Source organism: Micromonospora sp. NPDC050784 (genome assembly GCF_044456765.1).
In the GTDB taxonomy this organism is placed as follows: domain Bacteria; phylum Actinomycetota; class Actinomycetes; order Mycobacteriales; family Micromonosporaceae; genus Micromonospora; species Micromonospora foliorum.
Window position 1 is genome coordinate 246,600 of sequence record NZ_JBITGG010000004.1, and the last position, 18,223, is coordinate 264,822.

The window sequence follows — 18,223 nt, forward strand, 5'->3', positions numbered from 1 at the left end:
TGCCGATTGCCGGTCGGCCGTTCGGTCAGGGCGCGATGACGACCGGGGCGTCCACGGCAAGCGGTCCACTGTCGAGCGGCACCAGATTCAGTCCGAAGAGGAGTTTCTGCCTGACGTTGCGGTGCCGCCCGAGGGTGCGCAACGGCTCCTTCGTGCGTACCCCGGTCTCCTGGTCGGTGGTGGTCACCACGCAGCGGTCGCACGGCCCGGCGGCCCGGAACGACCGGTCGCCGATGCGCACCGGCCGACCGACCCAGTCGTCCTCGGCCCAGGCCGGCGCGCCGCTGACCACCAGGTTGGGTCGGAACCGGGTCATCGGCACCGGTTCCTCCCCGGCCTCGGCCAGCCACTCGTTGAGGGCGTCGAGGGAGGCGGCGTTCGTCAGCAGCAGCGGGTAGGCGTCGGCGAAGCTGACCTGGTCACCGGTGTCGTGTTCGCGGGCGCCGGCGGCCAGGTGGCGGGTGGGTTGGGCCAGCCAGACCAGCCGGACCGGTCGGCTGAGCAGCGCGCCGAGCCAGTCGTCGGCCGCCTGGCCGGCCGCCAGCGCGGGGACCGGGAACGTGCGGCTGCGGAAGGTGCGCACCGCGACGGGTTTCCCGTCGGTCGGCTCCGGCACGTCGAGGTCGGGCGGCCCGTCGGCGCGCAGCGACAGACCCCCGGGACGCACGGTGGCGCGCAGGCCGACCAGTCGGGTCGTGTCGCGCTGGGTGACGCCGACGCCGTCGGCGTCCACGAGCATCCAGCGCCGGTCGCCGGCCAGGCCCCAGGGATGCACGTACGCGCCGTCGTGGTCGAGCCGGTGACAACCCTTGATGGGGTACGTGTGAATCGAGGTCAGCCGCACCCGGCTACCATGCCACGCCGATCCCGTCGCCCGGGTACCAGTGGTTGGCCGGGCTCTCCCGGTAGGCGAGGAACCGCCGGCCGGTGCGTTCGGCGTGTTCGGCGAGCACGTTGGTGCTGGTGACGTTGTCGGTGAGCAGGATCGCGCCGGGGGCGAGCTTGGGCTCCACGGCGTCGAACTCGCGCTTCTCGTGGGCACGACTGTGGTCGCTGTCGTGCAGGAACAGGTCGACCGGGCGGTCCAGTGCGCCGATCGAGGCGATCGAGTCGCCGATCACCAGGTCGACGACCTCCGACCAGGGTGCGACCCGGGCGAGGTAGCCGGCCTCGGGGTTGATGTCCAGCGAGGTGACCCGGCCCGGGTGCCCCTCCTGGGCGTTGCGCAGGAGGGCGGAGGCGAGGACACAGGTGCCCAACCCCTTGTCCACGCCGGTCTCCACCACGTGCGCGGGGCGGGTGGCCCGGACGATCGCGTACCAGCCGACGCGTCGGGCGTAGCGGACCTTCTTGTCGGCGAGACCACGGCGGGCTGCGGTGGCGGTGGCCTGCTCGATGTGGTGCCGCAGCGCGTCGTCGGACTCGATTTCGGCGACGTAGCCGCGGACCTGTTGGACCGGAATGTCGCAGACGACGCTGACGAACCAGGTCAGGTGGTGGCGGCTGAGCTTGGTCAGGTCGTACGTGTAGTTGTGATGCTCACGGGAGGTGACCAACCACCGCGCCGAGGCGCGCAGCACCTTGGCGTCGTGGCGGGCGACCCGGGCGAGCCGCTTGGGAAATGCGGCGACGGGTGCGAGTGGGGTACGGGCGATGGCTCGGCGCAGCTGCGTGGCGTCCACCGCTGCTTCATATCAGGTTCGGGCAATCGTTCGTGGAAAAAGTCTTTCGGCCGAGATGTGCAGCCGGACGGACCGTACGGGGGTACATGCTGGTAACCCAGAATCAGTAGCATCGCGGCATGCAGTATCGCCAGGAGTACGTGGATCCCCAGACCCAGTTCATTGACCCGCAGTCGCAGCCTGAGCCGACTGAGGCACCGCGATCGCGGCGTCGCCGCCCCCGGTGGCAGAAGGTCGCCCTGATCACCTTTCTGGTGATGGCGTTGCTGGGCGGTGGCGGTCTCATCGCAGGCGGGCTTTACTTCCGCTCGATCAATTCCGGGATCGACCGGGTCGACGCGTTCGCTGACGTACCCGAGGAGGGCCGTCCGCAGGCAGCGGCCAAGGGCGCTCTGAACATGCTGATTCTGGGTAGCGATTCCCGTGATCCGGAGGGCACGACCGGCTCGCGTACCGACAGCATCATCCTGGCCCACATCCCGAAGGACCGATCGAGCGCTCAGCTCGTCTCGATCCCCCGCGACACCTGGGTGGCGGTGCCGCGTTCCAAGGACGGCAACAACGGCGGTCGCGATGCCAAGATCAACGCAGCCTACGCCTGGGGTGGCGTGCCGCTGATGGTGCAGACCGTGGAGAAGTTCACCGACGTCCGGATCGATCACGTCATGATCGTCGACTTCGCCGGATTCGTCGAGATCATCGACGCACTGGGCGGCGTCGATATCGACTCGGAGAAGTCGTTCACCTCGATCCACCCGCCGTTCCGCAACTTCAAGCAGGGCATGCAACGGATGGATGGCGAGGCCGCACTGGACTATTCGCGGCAGCGTAAGCAGTTCGCCGATGGCGACTTCGCCCGTATCCGGCACCAGCAGCAGGTCATCAGGGCAATCATGGACAAGGCGGCCTCGGGCGGCATCCTCACCAACCCGGGCCGGCTCAACTCGTTCGTCAAGGCCTCGTCCAGCGCGGTTTCGGTGGACGAAAAGATGTCCCTGCTGGACATGGCGACCGACCTGCGCAACCTGCGCGGTGGCAACATGACCTTCCTGACCAGCCCGACAAAGGGCACCGGTCGGGTCGGCAGCGAGAGCGTGGTCTTCGCCAACAGCGAGAAGGCCAAGTCGTTCTATGGTGCGGTCCGACGCGACGCGGTGCCGGAGATCCTGGCCGCCGGGAAGTAGGGCATTCAATTGTCCATCCGGCTCTGGCGGCGCAGCTGAGCGGCTCATATCCTGCGATCGCCCGAAGGCGCGACATGTAAGGCCGAGGGTAGTCACGGGGGAGGAATCGATCATGTCACGCCATTCGGCGGTCGGTTATTCGACCGCGTCCGACGGAGCCACACAGCAAGCGGTGGTGCCGCAGCAACAGGCCGGTCCGGAACAGTCGGCTCCACAACAGTCGGTGGCAGCAGACGACAAGCCTGCCAACGATGCGCCGACTGTTGCCGCGATGCCCCGCGTCGAGCGGCCCGATCCGGCGGTCAAGGCGGCGATGGTCCCCGGTCTCGACACGACGGCGGTGCTGCCCTACGCCAGCTCCAGGGCCTCGACCGGCACCCGTTTCCTGCGCGCCTGGATGATGACGGCTCCCGTCGATGTCGTGGCGCTGCTGACTCCGTTGCTGCTGACCCAGAACTACTGGCGCGGGACGCTGGCCAACGCCGCCCTCACGGTGGCGATCTTCGCGGCGGGCGGGCTCTACCGGGCCCGCCGGCACGTCAGCATCCTCGACGAACTGCCGATCCTCTGCGGGCGGCTGCTGGCCTCGGCCGCGGTGGTGGCGATCATCGCGGCCGAACGGCACGCCTCGGTGGACTACGTGACCAGCTTCATGCACGGGGTCGCGCTCTCCGCGGCGTTGGTGATCGCTGGTCGTGCGCTCAGCCGGAAGTTCACCATCGTCGCGCGTCGGCGGCGGTGGGTGGAGCACAACGCCATCATCATCGGTAGCGGTCCGATCGGCGTGGAGCTGGCCCGGCTGCTGAGGCGCTACCCGCAGTACGGCCTGCGCTTCGTCGGCTGCGTCGACGCGGCGTCCCGACAGGACTCCGGTGCGGTTCCGCTGCTCGGCACCCTCGACAACATCGAACAACTGGTCCGGCTGCTCAACTGCGACGTCGTGGTCATCGCCGACCCGGACTGCACGGAGTCCACCCTGATCGCGGCCCTGCTCCAGCCGAACACCTCGCGCTGTGACCTCTGGGTGGTGCCCCGCCTGTGGGGGTCCCGGTCCCAGGCCGGGTACCCCGACCACATCGGCGCCATCCCGATCGCCAAGATCGGCGACACGACCCTGTCCGGGCCGCGCTGGGCCATCAAGCGGGCCTCCGACGTCCTGGTCGCCACGCTGGCGCTCATCCTGCTGAGCCCGGTGCTGCTGCTCTGCGCCATCGCCACCTTCATCGACGGTGGTCCCGGCATCTTCTTCTACCAGGAGCGGATCGGCCGGTACGGCAAGCCGTTCAACGTCATCAAGTTCCGGTCCATGCGCCCGGTGGACGAGCAGGAGTCACAGACCAACTGGTCCATCGCCCACGACCGGCGGGTCGGCCCGATCGGGCGGTTCATGCGCCGGACGTCCCTGGACGAGCTGCCGCAGCTGTGGAACATCGTGCGCGGTGAGATGAGCGTGGTCGGGCCCCGGCCGGAGCGGCCGCACTTCGTGGAGAAGTTCTCGGCCGAGTATCCGAACTACGCGATGCGCCACCGGGTGCCCGTCGGCCTCACCGGGCTCGCGCAGGTCAGTGGCCTGCGCGGCGACACCCCGATCTCCGACCGGGCGAGGTTCGACAACTACTACATCGAGAACTGGTCGCTCTGGCTCGACGTCAAGGTGGTGCTCCGGACGGTCGCGGAGGTGTTCCGCGGCGGTGGTCGCTGACGACCACCGCCGGCCGGTCCGGTCGTGACCGTCAGTCGCGTACGAGGAACGGCAGCATCTTCGGCTGGTACCCGCCGCCGACGTAGCGCGCCGGATCGGCCTGCAACACCGAGGCCAGCAGGGTGCCGACGACATCTCGGAAGTCTGTCGTCGCCTTGAGGTCACCGTCGTCCAGGTCGGTCAGGCTCGGCTGCTCCCCGTAGAGCCCGCCGGCGACCTTTGAGCCCAGCACGAGGACAGGGCCGGCGGTTCCGTGGTCGGTGCCGTCCGAGGCATTCGCCCGGACCCGCCGGCCGAACTCGCTGTAGACGACAGTGGTGACCTGTCGACCGGCCTCGGTGCGCGACAGCCGGCCAGCGAAGCTGGTCAACGCCTGGTCGAGCTGACGCAACAGGAACTCGTGGCCGAGCCGCTCCGAGGCGTGCGTGTCGAACCCACCGAGGCTCACCGAGTACACCCGGGTGGGGACCCCGGCCTCGACACACTGCGCCACCCGCGACAGCTGTGCGGAGAGGACGTTCGACCCACCCGTACTCGTGGCGGGGCTGTCCGGTTGGACGGTGGCCTCCAGCGCCGCGTTGACGGTCTCGGCGTGCCGGATGAGCTCGTCGATGTTGATGAGGTTGGCGTACGCGTCCGCGGCCCGCGCCTGCAACTCCGACTCGTTCGGCTCCCTGCGCCCCAGCACGCCGACCATGTCCGCGGTGACTCCGGGTGGCAGCTTGAGCCCACCGATGCTCACGCAGGCTCCGGTACGGGTCTCGCCGGCGAGAAGGGGCGGAAGCATGGGCTCGAAGCTGACCGCGGCCTCGGGCGCGGCCTTGGTGCCGTCCAACCACCGGCCCACCCAACCCGAGCTGGTCGGACCGCTGGGCGAAGCGGTCTGCCAGATGTCCATGGAGCGGAAGTGACTGCGATCCGGCTTCGGATAGCCGGCTCCGAGGACCACCGCCAGCCGTTGCTCGCCCCACAGGGAACTCAAGCCCTTGAGCATCGGGTTCAGCCCCAGCGCGGCGTCCAGACGAAGCACCCGCTCCGGTTCGTAGGCCAGCTCGGGCCGGGCCGCGTAGTAGGCCCGACTCGCGTACGGGATGACCGTGTTGAGGCCGTCGTTGCCGCCGTAGAGCGTGACGATGACCAGCTTGGACGTCTTCCGGTGGTCTTCACCGGCGGACGCCTCACTGGCCGTCCGCAGCAGACCTCCCAGGCTCAGTTTCGCCGCGCCGGCCACGAGGGCGCTGCCGCCGGCAACCCCCGAGGCCAGGAGGAATCTGCGCCGGGTCACTGCATCCATGTCACGTCACCAGGTATTCCGGGCTCGCCAACCCGATGGTCAACAGCCGCTGCGGGTCGGTGGTGGCCTTCAGGACCGAGTACGTCCTGTTGGTCCAGGTCTCGATGGTAAGGACGTGCGCCACGTCCTCCGGGGTCAGCCGTTGGGCCGGAACCAGCTGGGCGATCCGACCGGCGAAGTTCAGGCGGGCCTGCGCCGCCCCGACGGTCAACCACTCCACCCCGGCCGGCCACCCCTCGACGCTCGGAGGCGCGAACGGCAACTGACCCAACCGTTCCAGACCATTGAGGACGTACGTCGACATCTCATCAGACAGCTCCCCTGGCCGCAGCCCCAGATGCCGCATCGCGCCGACGAACCACTCGGTCGGCTGCTTCACCAACCTGCCGCCGCTGGCACGGAACGCCTCGTCCTCGAAGAGTTTCCGGAGCATCGACATCGAGTTCGGAAAGACGGCCACCATGGCGTCCCGGGTGGACTTCGGAATCGGGTCGGTCGACGAGGCATAGCGGAACCACAGGCGTTCGGCGATAAAGGCGGCACATCGATCCTGCTTGAGCAGGAAGTCGACGAGGGAGTGGGCGTCGAAGTTCTTCGTCTCACCGAGAATCGTCTTCGCCCCGTTGTCGTGCCAGGCCGGGTTGAAGTAACTGCGGGCGCCGTCGTAGTCGATTCTCCAGCCGGTCAGCGCACGACCCGCCGCCTTCACATCCCGCTCGGAGTACCGGCCGATACCGAGCATGAAGAGTTCCATCAACTCGCGGCCGAGGTTCTCGTTGGGGGCGGTCCGCGTGTTGGATTCGCCATCGAGCCAGAAGACGAGCGCCGGGTCCGTGATCATCTTGTGCGCCATCACCGCGAAGTCGAGCGAGCTGCGCAGATTTCGATGCTGCAACAGCATCAGCTGCGGCCGCATCACCTTCCGCACCGAGGTGGCCCAGTGCCCGTGCCAGAAGAACCACAGTTTCTCGCGGGTCTGGTGATCGGCCACCGTGAGGCGGTCCAACCACCACTGGGTGATCCGCTTCGTCTGCTCCCAACGCTGCTCGCCCGCCTTGGCGCGCTGAGCGGCGGTCGGGTTCGACAGCCCGGCGAAGGGATCCGGGCCCAGAACAGGCACGGGGGCCAGCGAGGCTCCCACGTCCGGTGCTGTCGGCGCCGTGAGAGCGGCGACTGTCGCCTCGTACCCTGCCTTCTTCGCCGCCGCCAACTCAGCGGCGGTGGGGCCAAAACCGGCGCGGCGCAGTAGCAACGCGAGATCGTCGGCCATGCCAGCAAATGTATGCGACGTCCAGGACACGGTCGAGCCACGGGTCTGATATCCACCCATACCTCGCAGCGCCCGAGCCGGCGCGGGTAAGGCCGGCCCTCCTACCGGGAAATGCCCTCCCCGGGCGTCGCCGCGCGGGGCGGTCGACTCGCTTCGCGCCCCGAGCAGCGCCCCTCGCCCGGTCTCGACGTCGCCGGACAGCGCGGCCGCCATCGTTCTGTGCGGCCCGCGCCAATTCTTTTACGCGTGATGGTGCCAGGGGACTAGCGGACAGGCCGGCCGCGGCCGGCGGCGCGGGCTCGCAATTGCCCGACCGCGAAGTGTCGACGGGATGAATTGGTGGCGACGTTCCGGACCGTTGTCGCTCCGATCAACGGAGCTTCGGCGCGATCGGCCGGCGGGGCACCGGTCGGCCGGGAGGCGCGATACTGACCTCCGGGCTGGTGAGCCGGGTCAGACCCGCGTAGTCGCCGTTGAAGACGTTCTTGCTGTAGTTGCCGGGCTGGGACGAATCGCCGGGCGCGTACTGCCAGATGGTCTCGGTGGCCCAGCCGGCGGGCAGCGGCGGCCGGGTCGTGGTGTAGCCGGCGATGTCCAACAGGAGACCGCCGAAGGAGGCGTCGCTGTTGGTGCACGGGTTCCAGAAGTTGGTGTTCGTGTAGATCATCATCGGTCGACCGATACGTGCCCTGACCTGGTCGGTGAACACCCGCACCCAATTGGTCAGCTCCGCCGGCGTCAGCCCGTAGCAGGTCGGGGCGCCGGCCCAGTACGGCCACTCGAAGTCGAGCATCGGCACCAGCGTGCGGGAGTCCTTCGCCCACCGCATGTTGTCGATGAAGTAGTTGGCCTCACCCACCGGGTCGCGCCCGTCCGGGCGGGCGAAGTGGTACGCGCCGACGAGGAGACCCGCCGCCTTCGCCGCGGTGTAGTCGCCGTTGAAGTAGGGATTGAGGTAGTCGTTTCCCTCGGTGGCCTTGATGTAGACGAACTTGTTACCGTCGGCCACCACCGCGCCCCAATTGATCGGCCCGAGGTTGTGGTCGTGGCTGGACACGTCGATGCCCCGGACGGTGTAGCCGGCAGGCGGGTTGGCCAGCGCGGACACCGGGCTCTGCCGGACTCCCGGCAGGCCACCGGCGACGGCTCGGCCACCACCGTCGGGGGAGGCGGCCGCGCTCGCCGCCGGTGACGTGCTGAGCAGGTTGACGGCCAGCGCCGAGGCGACCAGCACCGGAATCCATTTCCGTGACATGAGTGGCCCGAATCTCCTTGCTCAGGAGCCGACACCTCGCGGTTCGTCAGCGAATGTCGACATCGCGTGGACCGGCGGATCAACCGGCGCGAAAGTACGGTCGCACTTTACGCAAGTGAGGGCTGTTCGCGCTGCCCTGCTCCGCAGAAGTGAATAGCACCATGCCGGAACATCAGCCCGCCGATGCGTTCACCATCAATCAGTCCGAAAGGCTGAGCCATCGATGCCACGGTTCCACGAAGATGGGCTGCGTCTCTGCCGAAAGGCGGGGACTTTCAAGTGCGTCCGTTCTGGACGCTGACCCCACGGGGAGTCTCACGTGTTCCAACTTCGCCGAGCTGGTCGCTCGGTCACGGCCGGGCTCGCCCTCGCCGTAGTCGCAGCCGCAACGATCTCCAGCGGCGGTGCCGCGTACGCCGCGCCGTCGGATGGGCACAAGCTGCCGCGAGCCCTCAAGTCCGCCGACAAGGGTGCCATCAAGGACAGCTACATCGTGGTCCTGAAGGACACCAAGGCCGACCCGGCCGCCGTCGGCGCCAGCGCCAAGGCTCTCACCAAGCAGTACGGCGGCGCTGTCTCGCACACGTACAACCGCTCGATCCGGGGCTTCGCCGTCCGGATGAACGAGGCGCAGGCCAAGAAGCTGGCCACCAACTCGTCGGTCGCGTACGTGGAGCAGAACCGCAAGGTGTCGAAGAGCGACACCCAGCTCAACACGCCGTCGTGGGGCCTGGACCGGCTGGACCAGATCTTCGCGCCGTTGAACAAGCGCTACACCTACCCGAACACGGCGAGCAACGTGCACGCCTACGTCATCGACACCGGCATCCGCATCAGCCACCAGGAGTTCGGCGGGCGGGCCAGTAACGGGTACGACTTCGTCGACAACGACACCGTCGCGAACGACTGCAACGGGCACGGCACGCACGTCGCCGGCACCATCGGCGGCACCAACTACGGCGTGGCCAAGGCCGTCAAGCTGGTTGGCGTGCGGGTGCTCGACTGCGACGGCAACGGCACCTACGCGGGTGTGCTGTCCGGCATCGACTGGGTCACCGCGAACGCGGTGAAGCCGGCCGTCGCCAACATGAGCCTCGGCGGCGAAGCCAGCGACGCGATCGACGCCGCGGTGGAGGCCTCCATCGCCTCCGGCGTGTCGTACTCCGTCGCCGCTGGCAACGACGCCGATGATGCCTGCCTCCAGTCGCCCGCCCGGGCGGCCTCGGCGATCACTGTGGGAGCGACCGACGAGGTCGACTTCCGGGCGTTCTTCTCCAACTACGGCCAGTGCGTGGACATCCACGCTCCGGGCCACAACATCCCCTCGTCGGTGGCCAGCAGCGACACGGCGATCGACACGTACAGCGGCACCTCGATGGCGAGCCCGCACGTCGCGGGCGCCGCCGCGCTCGCGCTGTCCGCGAACCCGACCTGGACGCCCCTGCAGGTGCGTAACAACCTCGTCTACGGCGGCACCCGCCGGGTCGTCCGCAACACGGCGTACACCGGTACGAGCGACGTGATGCTGCGCATCGGCACCACTGCGGTTCCGCAGGTCACCGGCCTGCGCGCGCTGGCCAACGGCAAGACCGTCACGGTGGGCACGGGCGGCACCCAGCCGCTGAAGGCCAGCCAGCCTCCGAGCCAGATCGGTGATCTGGAGAAGTTCACCATCGTGAGCGCGGGCACCGGCTACATCGCGTTCTCGTCCTGGGCGAACGGCAAGTACGTCAGCGCCACCTCCGGCGGCGCCGGCTCACTGATCGCCAACGCCAGCACCATCACCGACGCCGAGCGGTTCCAGGTGGTGATGCAGGGCGACGGCACGACCACCCTGATCGCCAAGGTGAACGGCAAGTACGTCACCGTGCCGTCTGGTGGGGCCAGCCCGCTGATCGCCAGCTCCACCACTGTCGGTACGGCCGAGAAGTTCATCTGGGCGTCGCCGGCGGCTGTCGTCGTCCTGAACTCGGTCAAGAACAGCCGGATCGTGACCGCGCCGAGCGCCACGTCGCCGGTGATCGCCAACGGCACGACCGTCGGCAACGCACAGAAGTTCGACATGCTCGACCTCGGAGATGACGCTGTCGCGCTGCGCGCCCACGCCAACTGGCGCTACGTCACCAGCGCGGTCAACAGCAGCGGCAACCCGACCGCGTTGATCGCCAACTCCACCACGCTCGGCACGCCGCAGTCGTTCTGGCTCTATCACTGGGGCGACGGCAGCATGGGGCTGCAGTCGCAGACCAGTTACAACATGGTGGTGGCACCGAGCACCACCTCGCCGCTGATCGCCAGCTTCGACCCCGAGTCTGAGGTGTGGACGACGGCGACGGACTTCACCCACGTCGTTCAGACCGTGGGCTAAGCACCAGCGCCTGACCGTCGCGTCCTGACGCGACATACCCAGAAGGGGCCGCCGAGACAATCGTCTCGGCGGCCCCTTCGCCATCCGGGCTGGTTCGTCAGCGAGGCGGTCCGGCGTCCACCCCTGACCGCGGCGATAGCGAGGCGTACGCCGCCTGCAGTTGCTGACGGACCGCCGCCGAGCTGTGGTGTGCCACGACCCACTCCCGCCCGTTGACGGCCATCCGCTCGGCGGTCGCCGGGGAGGACAACAGCGCCGCGACCTTCGCGATCCAGCCAGCGCTGTCGTCGGCGACGCTGACGTGCACACCGTCCTGCACACCGGCGCGGTCGGCCACCATGCTTGTCGTCACGCTCGGCACCCCTGCGGACATGGCCTGGATGAGCTTCAGCTGCACCCCGGTACCCCGGAAGATCGGCGCGATGGCGACCGCCGCGTCCGAGTAGTAGGGCTCGACCGCCGGCGCGTTGGCGTGCAGCTCGATGCCGTTCCCGACCAGCGCCTGGACCGCCTTCGGCGGGTCCGTGCCGACGATCCGCAGCCGGGCGTCCGGGACCGCGTCGCGGATACCCTGCCAGCACTCGCGCACGAACCACATGAGGCCGTTGACGTTCGCCTCGTAGCTGAGCCGACCCACGAAGAGGACGGTCGGTGCGATCGGGCCCTGCTGCCGCTGCACGGAGAAGTCGCAGGGGCTGCGGACCAGGTAGGTGTTGGGCCGCTCCTGGCCGGGCAGGGACGGCGCCGAGAGCATCAGCGGCACCCCCTTGCGGACCAGCTCGTCCTCCCGCGCCCGCATCCGACTGCCCTCCACCCGACCCAGCGCCCGCCAGGCGAGGTTGGGCCCGTGCGAGGCCAACTGCTCGTAGTACTCGCTGCGGAACTCGTCCAGGTCGACGATGACAGGCGTATTGCCGCAGGCCTCGACCAGGTGGACGGTGCGGAAGACGTTGAGGTGCACCACGTCCGGCTGGAACTCGTCCAGCTGCTGCCGCAGGGCATCGGTAAGCGCCTTCGGGCTCGCGTACCCCGTCTGCAGGGAGACACCGGTACCGAGCGCACGCGCGGAGCGCAGCATGGAGCCGGCGAACGGGTTGGCGACGAGCGTCCGGTCCTTGACCGGCAGTTGCTCGGCCAGCTGCACCTCCTTGTCGTCGTGCGTCAGCGCGAGGAAGCGGACATCGTGCTCGGCGGCGAGCATCTCCAGGATCACCAGGCTTCGCGGACGAACCGACGCCGGGATCCAGGGCGCTACAAACAAAATCTTCAAATCGGCAGCCTCCTTAGGGCGGACGCGAGGAGTCGCTGAGCTCGCGTGCCGTGCTTCGCGAAATAGACCTGCATGCCGGCCCGGTACAGGTTGTTCTTGCCGACCGCAGCGGTGCTGGTGCTCTCCTTGTGCTCGGCGACGCTCGTCCCGACCGACACGACACCCCAGCCACCGGCGGAGAGCCGGGTGCAGAGGTCGACGTCCTCGAAGTAGAGGAAGAAGTCGCGGTCGAAACCGCCGATGGCCCGGAAGGCGTCGCCTCGTACGAGCATGCAGAAGCCCGACACCCACGCGGCCTCGCGCACCTGACCGGTCGGTTCGACATCGAGATATTCGAGCATCGTGAACTTCTTGCGCAACGGCCCCACCCGCGCCAGCGACCGCTTCAGCCCGCTGGGCACGAGCTCGTCGACCCGGAGGGCGGCCAACCACTCCTTCGCCATGCTCGGCGCCGGCCCCGCCGAGATCCCGAAGCGCCCGTCGGGGTATCGCATCAGCGGCGCGACCACCCCCCGCTTCGGGTCGGCCCGCAGCGCCTCGGCGAGGTGCGCGAAGGAATCGGCGGTGATGTGGCAGTCGGGGTTGAGCAGGAAGTAGGCGTCAGCGTCGGGGACGGTCTCGGCGGCGGCGTTGATGGCCTTGCCGAATCCGACGTTCGGCAGCGAGATGACCTGGTAGCCGAAGGATTTCGCGACCTCGACGCTGTCGTCGGTGGAGGAGTTGTCCACCACCACGACGTGGTCGATCGGCAGGGCACCCAGGCAGCCCAGGCTGAGGGGAAGCTCCTTGGCCGAGTTGTAGGAGACGATGATGGCTGCGATCTTCACTGTCGACCCGCAATCGCGTAGGCGTCGAGGTACGAGCGGACCGTGTCGTCCCACCGGAACGTCCGCTCGATGTGTGCGCGGGCACGCCGACCACGCTGGGCGGCGTCCTCCGGTGATTCGACGGCGGTCCGGACGGCCGCCGCGATCTCGTCCGCCGTCGACGCGACGAACAACATCGAGTCGTCACCCCGGACCGACTCGGCCGGGCCGCTGGACGTGATGACGGGACAGCCGAGAGCCATGGCGTGTGCCACCTTCATCAGCACGCCGCCACCCACGATGGACGGCACGACGACGGCGTGGGCGCCGAGCATCTCCGACTGGAAGTCGGGCACCGCACCGGTCACCACCACCCGGCTGTCGTTCTCGCCGAGACCGATCACGTCGGGGGTGGGATCCGCCCCGACGATCCTGAGTTCGGCGTCCGGCAGGCTCTGCCACACGATCGGCATCACCTCTCGGGCGAGAAGCTCGGCGACGAGGACGTTCGCACGTCGCCACATCGCCCCGGCGAACACCAGACGCGGTCGGCCGGTCACCGGCGGCGGCGACCACGACCGCTCCCCCACGTGGATGCCCGGCCGGGCGAGGACGGTGTTGGCGTTGTACGTCTTGGCCACGGCGAAGTCGGCGTCGGACAGGGTGATGACGGCCGCCGCCTGCCGGATCGCCGCCCGCTCGAACCGTCGGGTCCGCACCAGCTCGGCGAGGCGGTACGGCCGTTCCAGGCCGGATGACGCCCGGTACGACTCCAGCATCACCTTCTCGGTGATGTCGTGCAGACCCAGCACCGACGCCCGGCTGAGCCCGACGACCTCGGCGGACTGCAGGTACTCCGCGTGCACCACATCGGGCTGGATCCGCCGGATCAGCTCGGCGGCCTCCTGGGTGGCCTCGCGCGGCCACGCCTGGCGCAGCCACGCCGGTTCGACCCGGAGCCGGTCCAGGTGGCTCGGACGCGCGACGACGTTGGACGGCAGCAGCGTGTACTTCAGGTCGTCCCGTTCGGACGCGGCGGTGTTCCCCGGTGAGTACACGAAGAGGTCGACCTGTTCGGCCAGCCGCGGCGTGAGCTGCACGATCGTGTCGGCCGCGGCATGGTTGTGCTGGCCGTTGGGCGCGAATGGGGTGAGCAGCAGGACGCGCATCAGTCCAGCCGCTTCAACAGCGTCGTGACGAAACCCTGCGCGACGCGACCCTGGGCCGCGACCCGCCCGGCGGCCTCCCGGAACTCCTCGGTCGCCGCCGCGGCCTGGGTGGCCTTCCGGTAGAGCGTGTCGGCATCGACGTCCGGCGGCACCACGTACTCGCTGAGCCCCAGATCGACGAAGGCGTCGTGGACCTTCCGCTCGTAGGCGATGGCCACCGTGGGAACCCCGATCGCCACGGCCAGGAGGGCCGCGTGCAGGCGGGTGCCGAGGACGAGCTGGTTCGTCGCGAGCGCCTGCAGCCAGGTACGGAGCGCCCCGGAGAGCGGTTGACTGCCGTCCAACGGGGTCTGGTCCAGGGCCAGCAGGTCGCGGAAGGCACGCTCGTAGATGACGCGGTCGTCCTCGCCGTGCGCCCCCCGGCCGAAGGCCATCGGCAGGAAGGTGCCCGACCATCCCTCCTGGCGCAGCCGGGCGGCACAACCGGCGGTGGACGCCAGCAGCGGGCCCTCCATCTCGGGTGCGAGCGGCCGCATCGACAGCGCGAAGCGCCGACCGGCGTCGACCCGCTCAAGGTCGGGCAGCGGCAGGGTGTACGCCATGTCGCCGATGACTTCGGCGCTGGAGCCGAAGTGCGACGCGGTCCGCTCGTCGCGCACCCCGACGCCGACACAGGCTGCGCCGATGACCCGGAGCAACTGTCGACCGAACGGCGTTCCGCCCTCCCGGACGCCGACGCCGACCGTGGCGACGGGTGTCCCGGCAACCTTGGCCATCGCGATGATCCGGGCGAACATCGGCAGCGTGCCGGGCCAGGACAGGTTGGGCGAACGCTCCTGGAAGACCGTTCCGGGGCCGAGGAGCAGCAGATCACACGACTTGATCGACCGTTGGACCGCGACCTGACGCTCCGATGCGCCACGAGCCCGCAGCACGGGCATGTTCTCCGTGTCCACGCCGTGCAGTTCGGCGACCCGGTCCGGGTTGGGGCAGAAGACCACGAACGTCGCGTTCTCCTTGACCGCGCGGACGCAGGTAATGAGCGAGTGGAGGAGGATCTCGTCTCCGAGATTGTCCGATCCGAACCACCCGACTATTCCGACCCTCACATGTCCTCCGTCGTCGCGGCCTGCAGGTGACCTGCGGCCCTCCGTTGAGCCAACAATTTGGCGGTAGCCAGCACGAGAATGACGCCGCCCAGGATGAAGGACGCCAGGGCGGGTTCCAGGACGGCCAGCAGCACGGCGAGCGCGCCGACCGCCGCCGCCACGATCACGAACGAGATCACGACCGGGCGTACCAGTTCCTTTATCCGCAGGAACCAGAGCAGTGACCCTGCCACGACCAGCTCGTTCAGCACCATCGCCGTTGCGGACCCAAAAGCGCCGTACGTTCCGTCGAGTGCGACGTTCAGTCCGACGCTGCCGCAGATGCTCAACGCCAGCACGATCAGCCGGCTGGAGGCGCGGCCCTGGGAAAGCAGAATGGCGGACAGGCCGAAGTTGCCGAATCGTAGGACGAGGAAGAAGGTGAGCACCATCGCGAGCGTCGGAATGTTGCCGGCATGGTCGCCGAACAACACCGCGGTCCCGATCGGGATGCCGATGAACATGACGCCGGCGGCGGCCTGACCCGCGAGCCCGAAGAACCGGAAGATCGTGAGCGGGTCGTTCGACTGGGCGGCTCCGGACGCCCGGCGCGGCGCGGCGTAGGCGAGCGCGCCGACGCCCATGGACGCCGCGACCTGGACCACCGGCCCGACGATCGCCGCTGCCGACACGTATTCGCCGACTTCCGCGGCCGCGACGAAGAACGCGAGAACGAACACGTCGCCACGGAAGTAGAAGAGACCGAAGAGGTCGGCGGCGAAGTACGGCAGGGCCTGCCGGACGTGCTGGACCGCCCGGACACCCCGGGAGTCACGCAGCGCCGGCAGGATGCGCACGATGAGGAACGCGGCGGCGGACCGGAGGACGGCCGCTGTCGACATGTAGACCGCGGCGTCGCCGAGGGTGAGCCCGTCCAGCAGCCACACGTCGACCGCGCACGCGCCGACCAGCAGGAGGCCGGCGGACACGTTCGTGAGCGGCTCGACCCAGGCCGAGGGCGTGCCCCGGACGAGGACCCACGCCGTCTCGTTCCACTGCTCCAGCAGGCTGGCCACGAAGATCAGGAAGAAGGCGACCTGCGCCTCCGGGGGAAGGACCGCGCCGATCAGGGGGTACGCGACGGCGGCGGCCACCATCAACGCGGCGAAGCGCCCGCAGTGGATCCGCGCGACCACGGGCGGTGACACCGTCCCCGCGGCCGCCTCCCTGGTCAGGTAGGTAGGCAGACCGAGGGAGAGCGCGGCGGCGGTGAAGGACGCGATGAGCGTGGCGAGACCGTAGAAGCCGACCGCCTCGGTGCCGGCGCCCCTGGTCAGAAACGCCATCACCACCAGGGTGGTGGACCGGGTTGCCAGGGTGGAGATGCCCAGCAGACCCGACACGATGGTCAGAGATGGTCGCCGTCGCTCCGGCGTGGTGACCTCAGTCGCGACCATAGCCACTCGCAACCCTTACGTAGCGCGACCGGGCGTAGAAGTAGCCGGCGATCAACGCCAACATCAAGAAGTACGGCCCCTGCATGAGCCCCCATCCCGTCATGCCGATCAGGACCAGGCCCGGCAGCGCGCTGACCAGAACCCGGGGCGCCAGCTCGGAGGTCCGCACCCGGAACACGGAGTGGATGGCTGTCGTCGCGGTCATCGCGAACGGCAGCCAGAGCAGCAACGCGCCGACGATGCCCAACTCCGCGGCGCTGAGCAACAGCACGTTGTGCACGGGCACGCCACTGGCGGTGAGGGGATCGGAGGCGCCGGCGATGGCCACGTAGCTGTTGGGGCCCACCCCTGCCCACGGATGCTCCCGGATCACGTCGAAGGCGACCTGGAGCAGGTGCTGACGGTCGCCACCCTCGGGGTCGGCCGTGAACCGCTTGATCAGCCACGGCACCGACACCAGGCCGAGCAGGCCGGTGATCCCGATGACGACGAAGTACTTCTTCTGCCAGCGCCCGGTCACGAACTCGAGCACCACCAGGATGAGGATCATCGAGACCACGGCCGCGAGGACCGACCGACTCTGGGTGAGGGAGACGCCGAGGAAGACGACACCGAGCGTGCTCCAGGCCACCCACCGCTGCCGCACCGTCTTCTGCGGCAGGGTCAACGTGCACATCCCGCAGAAGAACAGCAGCTTCGCCAGCTCGCCCGGATGGCTGGTCAGGCCGGTGGCGCGGCCGAGCACGTCGAGCGCCTGTTGGCCGGCGATGCGGCGCAGCGGAAAGCCGAGGACCGCCATCGTGATCGCGAAGAGCTGCAACCACGCCACCGCCGCGAAGGCCCAGAGCAGGACGGAGTTCCTCCGGTCGGCACGTTCGGCGGTGACCCCGATGGCGAACACGATGGCCACCAGGCTGAAGTGCACCAGGCCGCTCACGGTGCGCGGGGACGAGTCCCAGGCGAGCACGGCGAACAGCAGCATCCAGCCGAGGAACGGCAGCCACGGGAAGAAGGCGCGGGCGAGTTGACGCCGCGTCTGGATCCCGATCACGACCACGGCCGCCGCGATCGCGATCGTGTACGTGTACAACATCGGCGTGCCGGTGGCCACGCCGCTGTAGATCACCACCTCGGACGGGGCGAGGGCGATCGGCGCCAGACCGAGTGACGCCACGAGCACGGCCAACACGGCGACGATGCGTTGGTCCGGATCGGATCGCAGGCCCTCGACGAGCGCCCGTCCGGTCGAGGTCAGCTGCGTGAGCAGGCTCGGGGCCCGGTGGCGGCCCGACGAGTGCGGCCCGGACGCCTCGTCGGCGGGGCCGGTGGCCGGGGCGGTGGCCGGACTCGCGGCGGGGCCCGCGGCCGGGGCGACCTTCCGCTGGGCTAGAACCTCACTGGGGTTGAGCCGTGTCGTCGGGGCATGGCTCAGATCATCCTGGGGATGACCATCGCCGACGCCGGGCAACATGACGATCTCCGTATCAGCGTCGGCCGACCAGTCACCGCCGGGGCTGCGCTGGTCGTGCGGGGGTCTGCTCACGCCTTACGCCCAGGACATTGAGGTGAAACTCCAGAATCGGTGAAGACCGCTTCGGGCGAAGCCATGCTTCGGGCGCTCATCATAGGGGTGGCGCCGACAACGTACGCAGGGCCGGGCATGGCTGACTTTCGGGTA

At 68.9% G+C, this 18,223-nt stretch carries 14 protein-coding genes; 3 read left to right on the forward strand and 11 right to left on the reverse strand.

Features of this window, described 5'->3' with window-relative positions; translation table 11 throughout:
• Positions 1-25: 25 nt before the first annotated feature.
• Together ACIBD9_RS07530 and ACIBD9_RS07535 are read right to left on the reverse strand one after the other, a co-directional pair.
• Positions 26-844: an MOSC domain-containing protein gene (locus ACIBD9_RS07530; RefSeq protein ID WP_396715435.1), complete on the reverse strand. Its 819-nt coding sequence runs from the start codon at positions 842-844 to the stop codon at positions 26-28.
• Between the two features lie 4 nt (positions 845-848).
• Complete coding sequence (locus ACIBD9_RS07535) at positions 849-1,682, reverse strand: O-methyltransferase (protein WP_396715437.1); 834 nt, start codon at positions 1,680-1,682, stop codon at positions 849-851.
• Between the two features lie 119 nt (positions 1,683-1,801).
• Between ACIBD9_RS07535 and ACIBD9_RS07540 the strand changes: the two genes are divergently transcribed.
• Both ACIBD9_RS07540 and ACIBD9_RS07545 read left to right on the forward strand, forming a co-directional pair.
• Positions 1,802-2,866 carry an LCP family protein gene (locus ACIBD9_RS07540; RefSeq protein ID WP_396715439.1) on the forward strand — a complete coding sequence of 355 codons (1,065 nt, stop codon included), beginning with the start codon at positions 1,802-1,804 and terminating at the stop codon, positions 2,864-2,866.
• A 271-nt stretch (positions 2,867-3,137) separates the two neighbouring features.
• Entirely contained in the window at positions 3,138-4,568 is a 1,431-nt protein-coding gene (locus tag ACIBD9_RS07545) for a sugar transferase (RefSeq protein WP_238658823.1), read from the forward strand.
• A 31-nt stretch (positions 4,569-4,599) separates the two neighbouring features.
• Here the strand turns inward: ACIBD9_RS07545 and ACIBD9_RS07550 are convergent, their stop codons facing one another.
• The 3 genes from ACIBD9_RS07550 to ACIBD9_RS07560 form a co-directional block, all read right to left on the reverse strand.
• A complete protein-coding gene (locus ACIBD9_RS07550) occupies positions 4,600-5,862 on the reverse strand; it encodes a DUF1501 domain-containing protein (RefSeq protein ID WP_396715442.1) in 1,263 nt (420 codons plus the stop codon).
• 1 nt (position 5,863) lies between these two features.
• Positions 5,864-7,162, reverse strand: coding sequence for a DUF1800 family protein (locus ACIBD9_RS07555; RefSeq protein WP_396715444.1), 1,299 nt, complete (start codon positions 7,160-7,162; stop codon positions 5,864-5,866).
• 340 nt (positions 7,163-7,502) lie between these two features.
• Positions 7,503-8,387 (reverse strand): GH25 family lysozyme, encoded by an 885-nt coding sequence (locus ACIBD9_RS07560; RefSeq protein WP_396715446.1) that lies wholly within the window; start codon positions 8,385-8,387, stop codon positions 7,503-7,505.
• A gap of 319 nt (positions 8,388-8,706) precedes the next feature.
• Between ACIBD9_RS07560 and ACIBD9_RS07565 the strand changes: the two genes are divergently transcribed.
• On the forward strand, positions 8,707-10,755 hold the full coding sequence (locus tag ACIBD9_RS07565; protein ID WP_396715448.1) for a S8 family serine peptidase: 2,049 nt from the start codon (positions 8,707-8,709) through the stop codon (positions 10,753-10,755).
• A 97-nt stretch (positions 10,756-10,852) separates the two neighbouring features.
• On the opposite strand, the gene ACIBD9_RS07570 is transcribed toward ACIBD9_RS07565, so the two are convergent.
• Genes ACIBD9_RS07570 through ACIBD9_RS07595 form a run of 6 tightly spaced genes read right to left on the reverse strand, consistent with a single transcriptional unit; the run spans position 10,853 to position 18,088 of the window.
• A complete protein-coding gene (locus ACIBD9_RS07570; protein ID WP_396715450.1) occupies positions 10,853-12,025 on the reverse strand; it encodes a glycosyltransferase family 4 protein in 1,173 nt (390 codons plus the stop codon).
• Positions 12,022-12,852: a glycosyltransferase family 2 protein gene (locus ACIBD9_RS07575; RefSeq protein WP_396715452.1), complete on the reverse strand. Its 831-nt coding sequence runs from the start codon at positions 12,850-12,852 to the stop codon at positions 12,022-12,024. The genes ACIBD9_RS07570 and ACIBD9_RS07575 overlap by 4 nt, the downstream gene beginning before the upstream one ends.
• A complete protein-coding gene (locus ACIBD9_RS07580; protein WP_396715454.1) occupies positions 12,849-14,000 on the reverse strand; it encodes a glycosyltransferase in 1,152 nt (383 codons plus the stop codon). The genes ACIBD9_RS07575 and ACIBD9_RS07580 overlap by 4 nt, the downstream gene beginning before the upstream one ends.
• Positions 14,000-15,109: a polysaccharide pyruvyl transferase family protein gene (locus ACIBD9_RS07585; protein ID WP_396715456.1), complete on the reverse strand. Its 1,110-nt coding sequence runs from the start codon at positions 15,107-15,109 to the stop codon at positions 14,000-14,002. Before ACIBD9_RS07585 ends, ACIBD9_RS07580 begins: the two co-directional genes overlap by 1 nt.
• Positions 15,106-16,545: a hypothetical protein gene (locus ACIBD9_RS07590; RefSeq protein WP_396715458.1), complete on the reverse strand. Its 1,440-nt coding sequence runs from the start codon at positions 16,543-16,545 to the stop codon at positions 15,106-15,108. Before ACIBD9_RS07590 ends, ACIBD9_RS07585 begins: the two co-directional genes overlap by 4 nt.
• Complete coding sequence (locus ACIBD9_RS07595) at positions 16,532-18,088, reverse strand: O-antigen ligase family protein (protein ID WP_396715460.1); 1,557 nt, start codon at positions 18,086-18,088, stop codon at positions 16,532-16,534. The genes ACIBD9_RS07590 and ACIBD9_RS07595 overlap by 14 nt, the downstream gene beginning before the upstream one ends.
• Positions 18,089-18,223 lie beyond the last annotated feature (135 nt).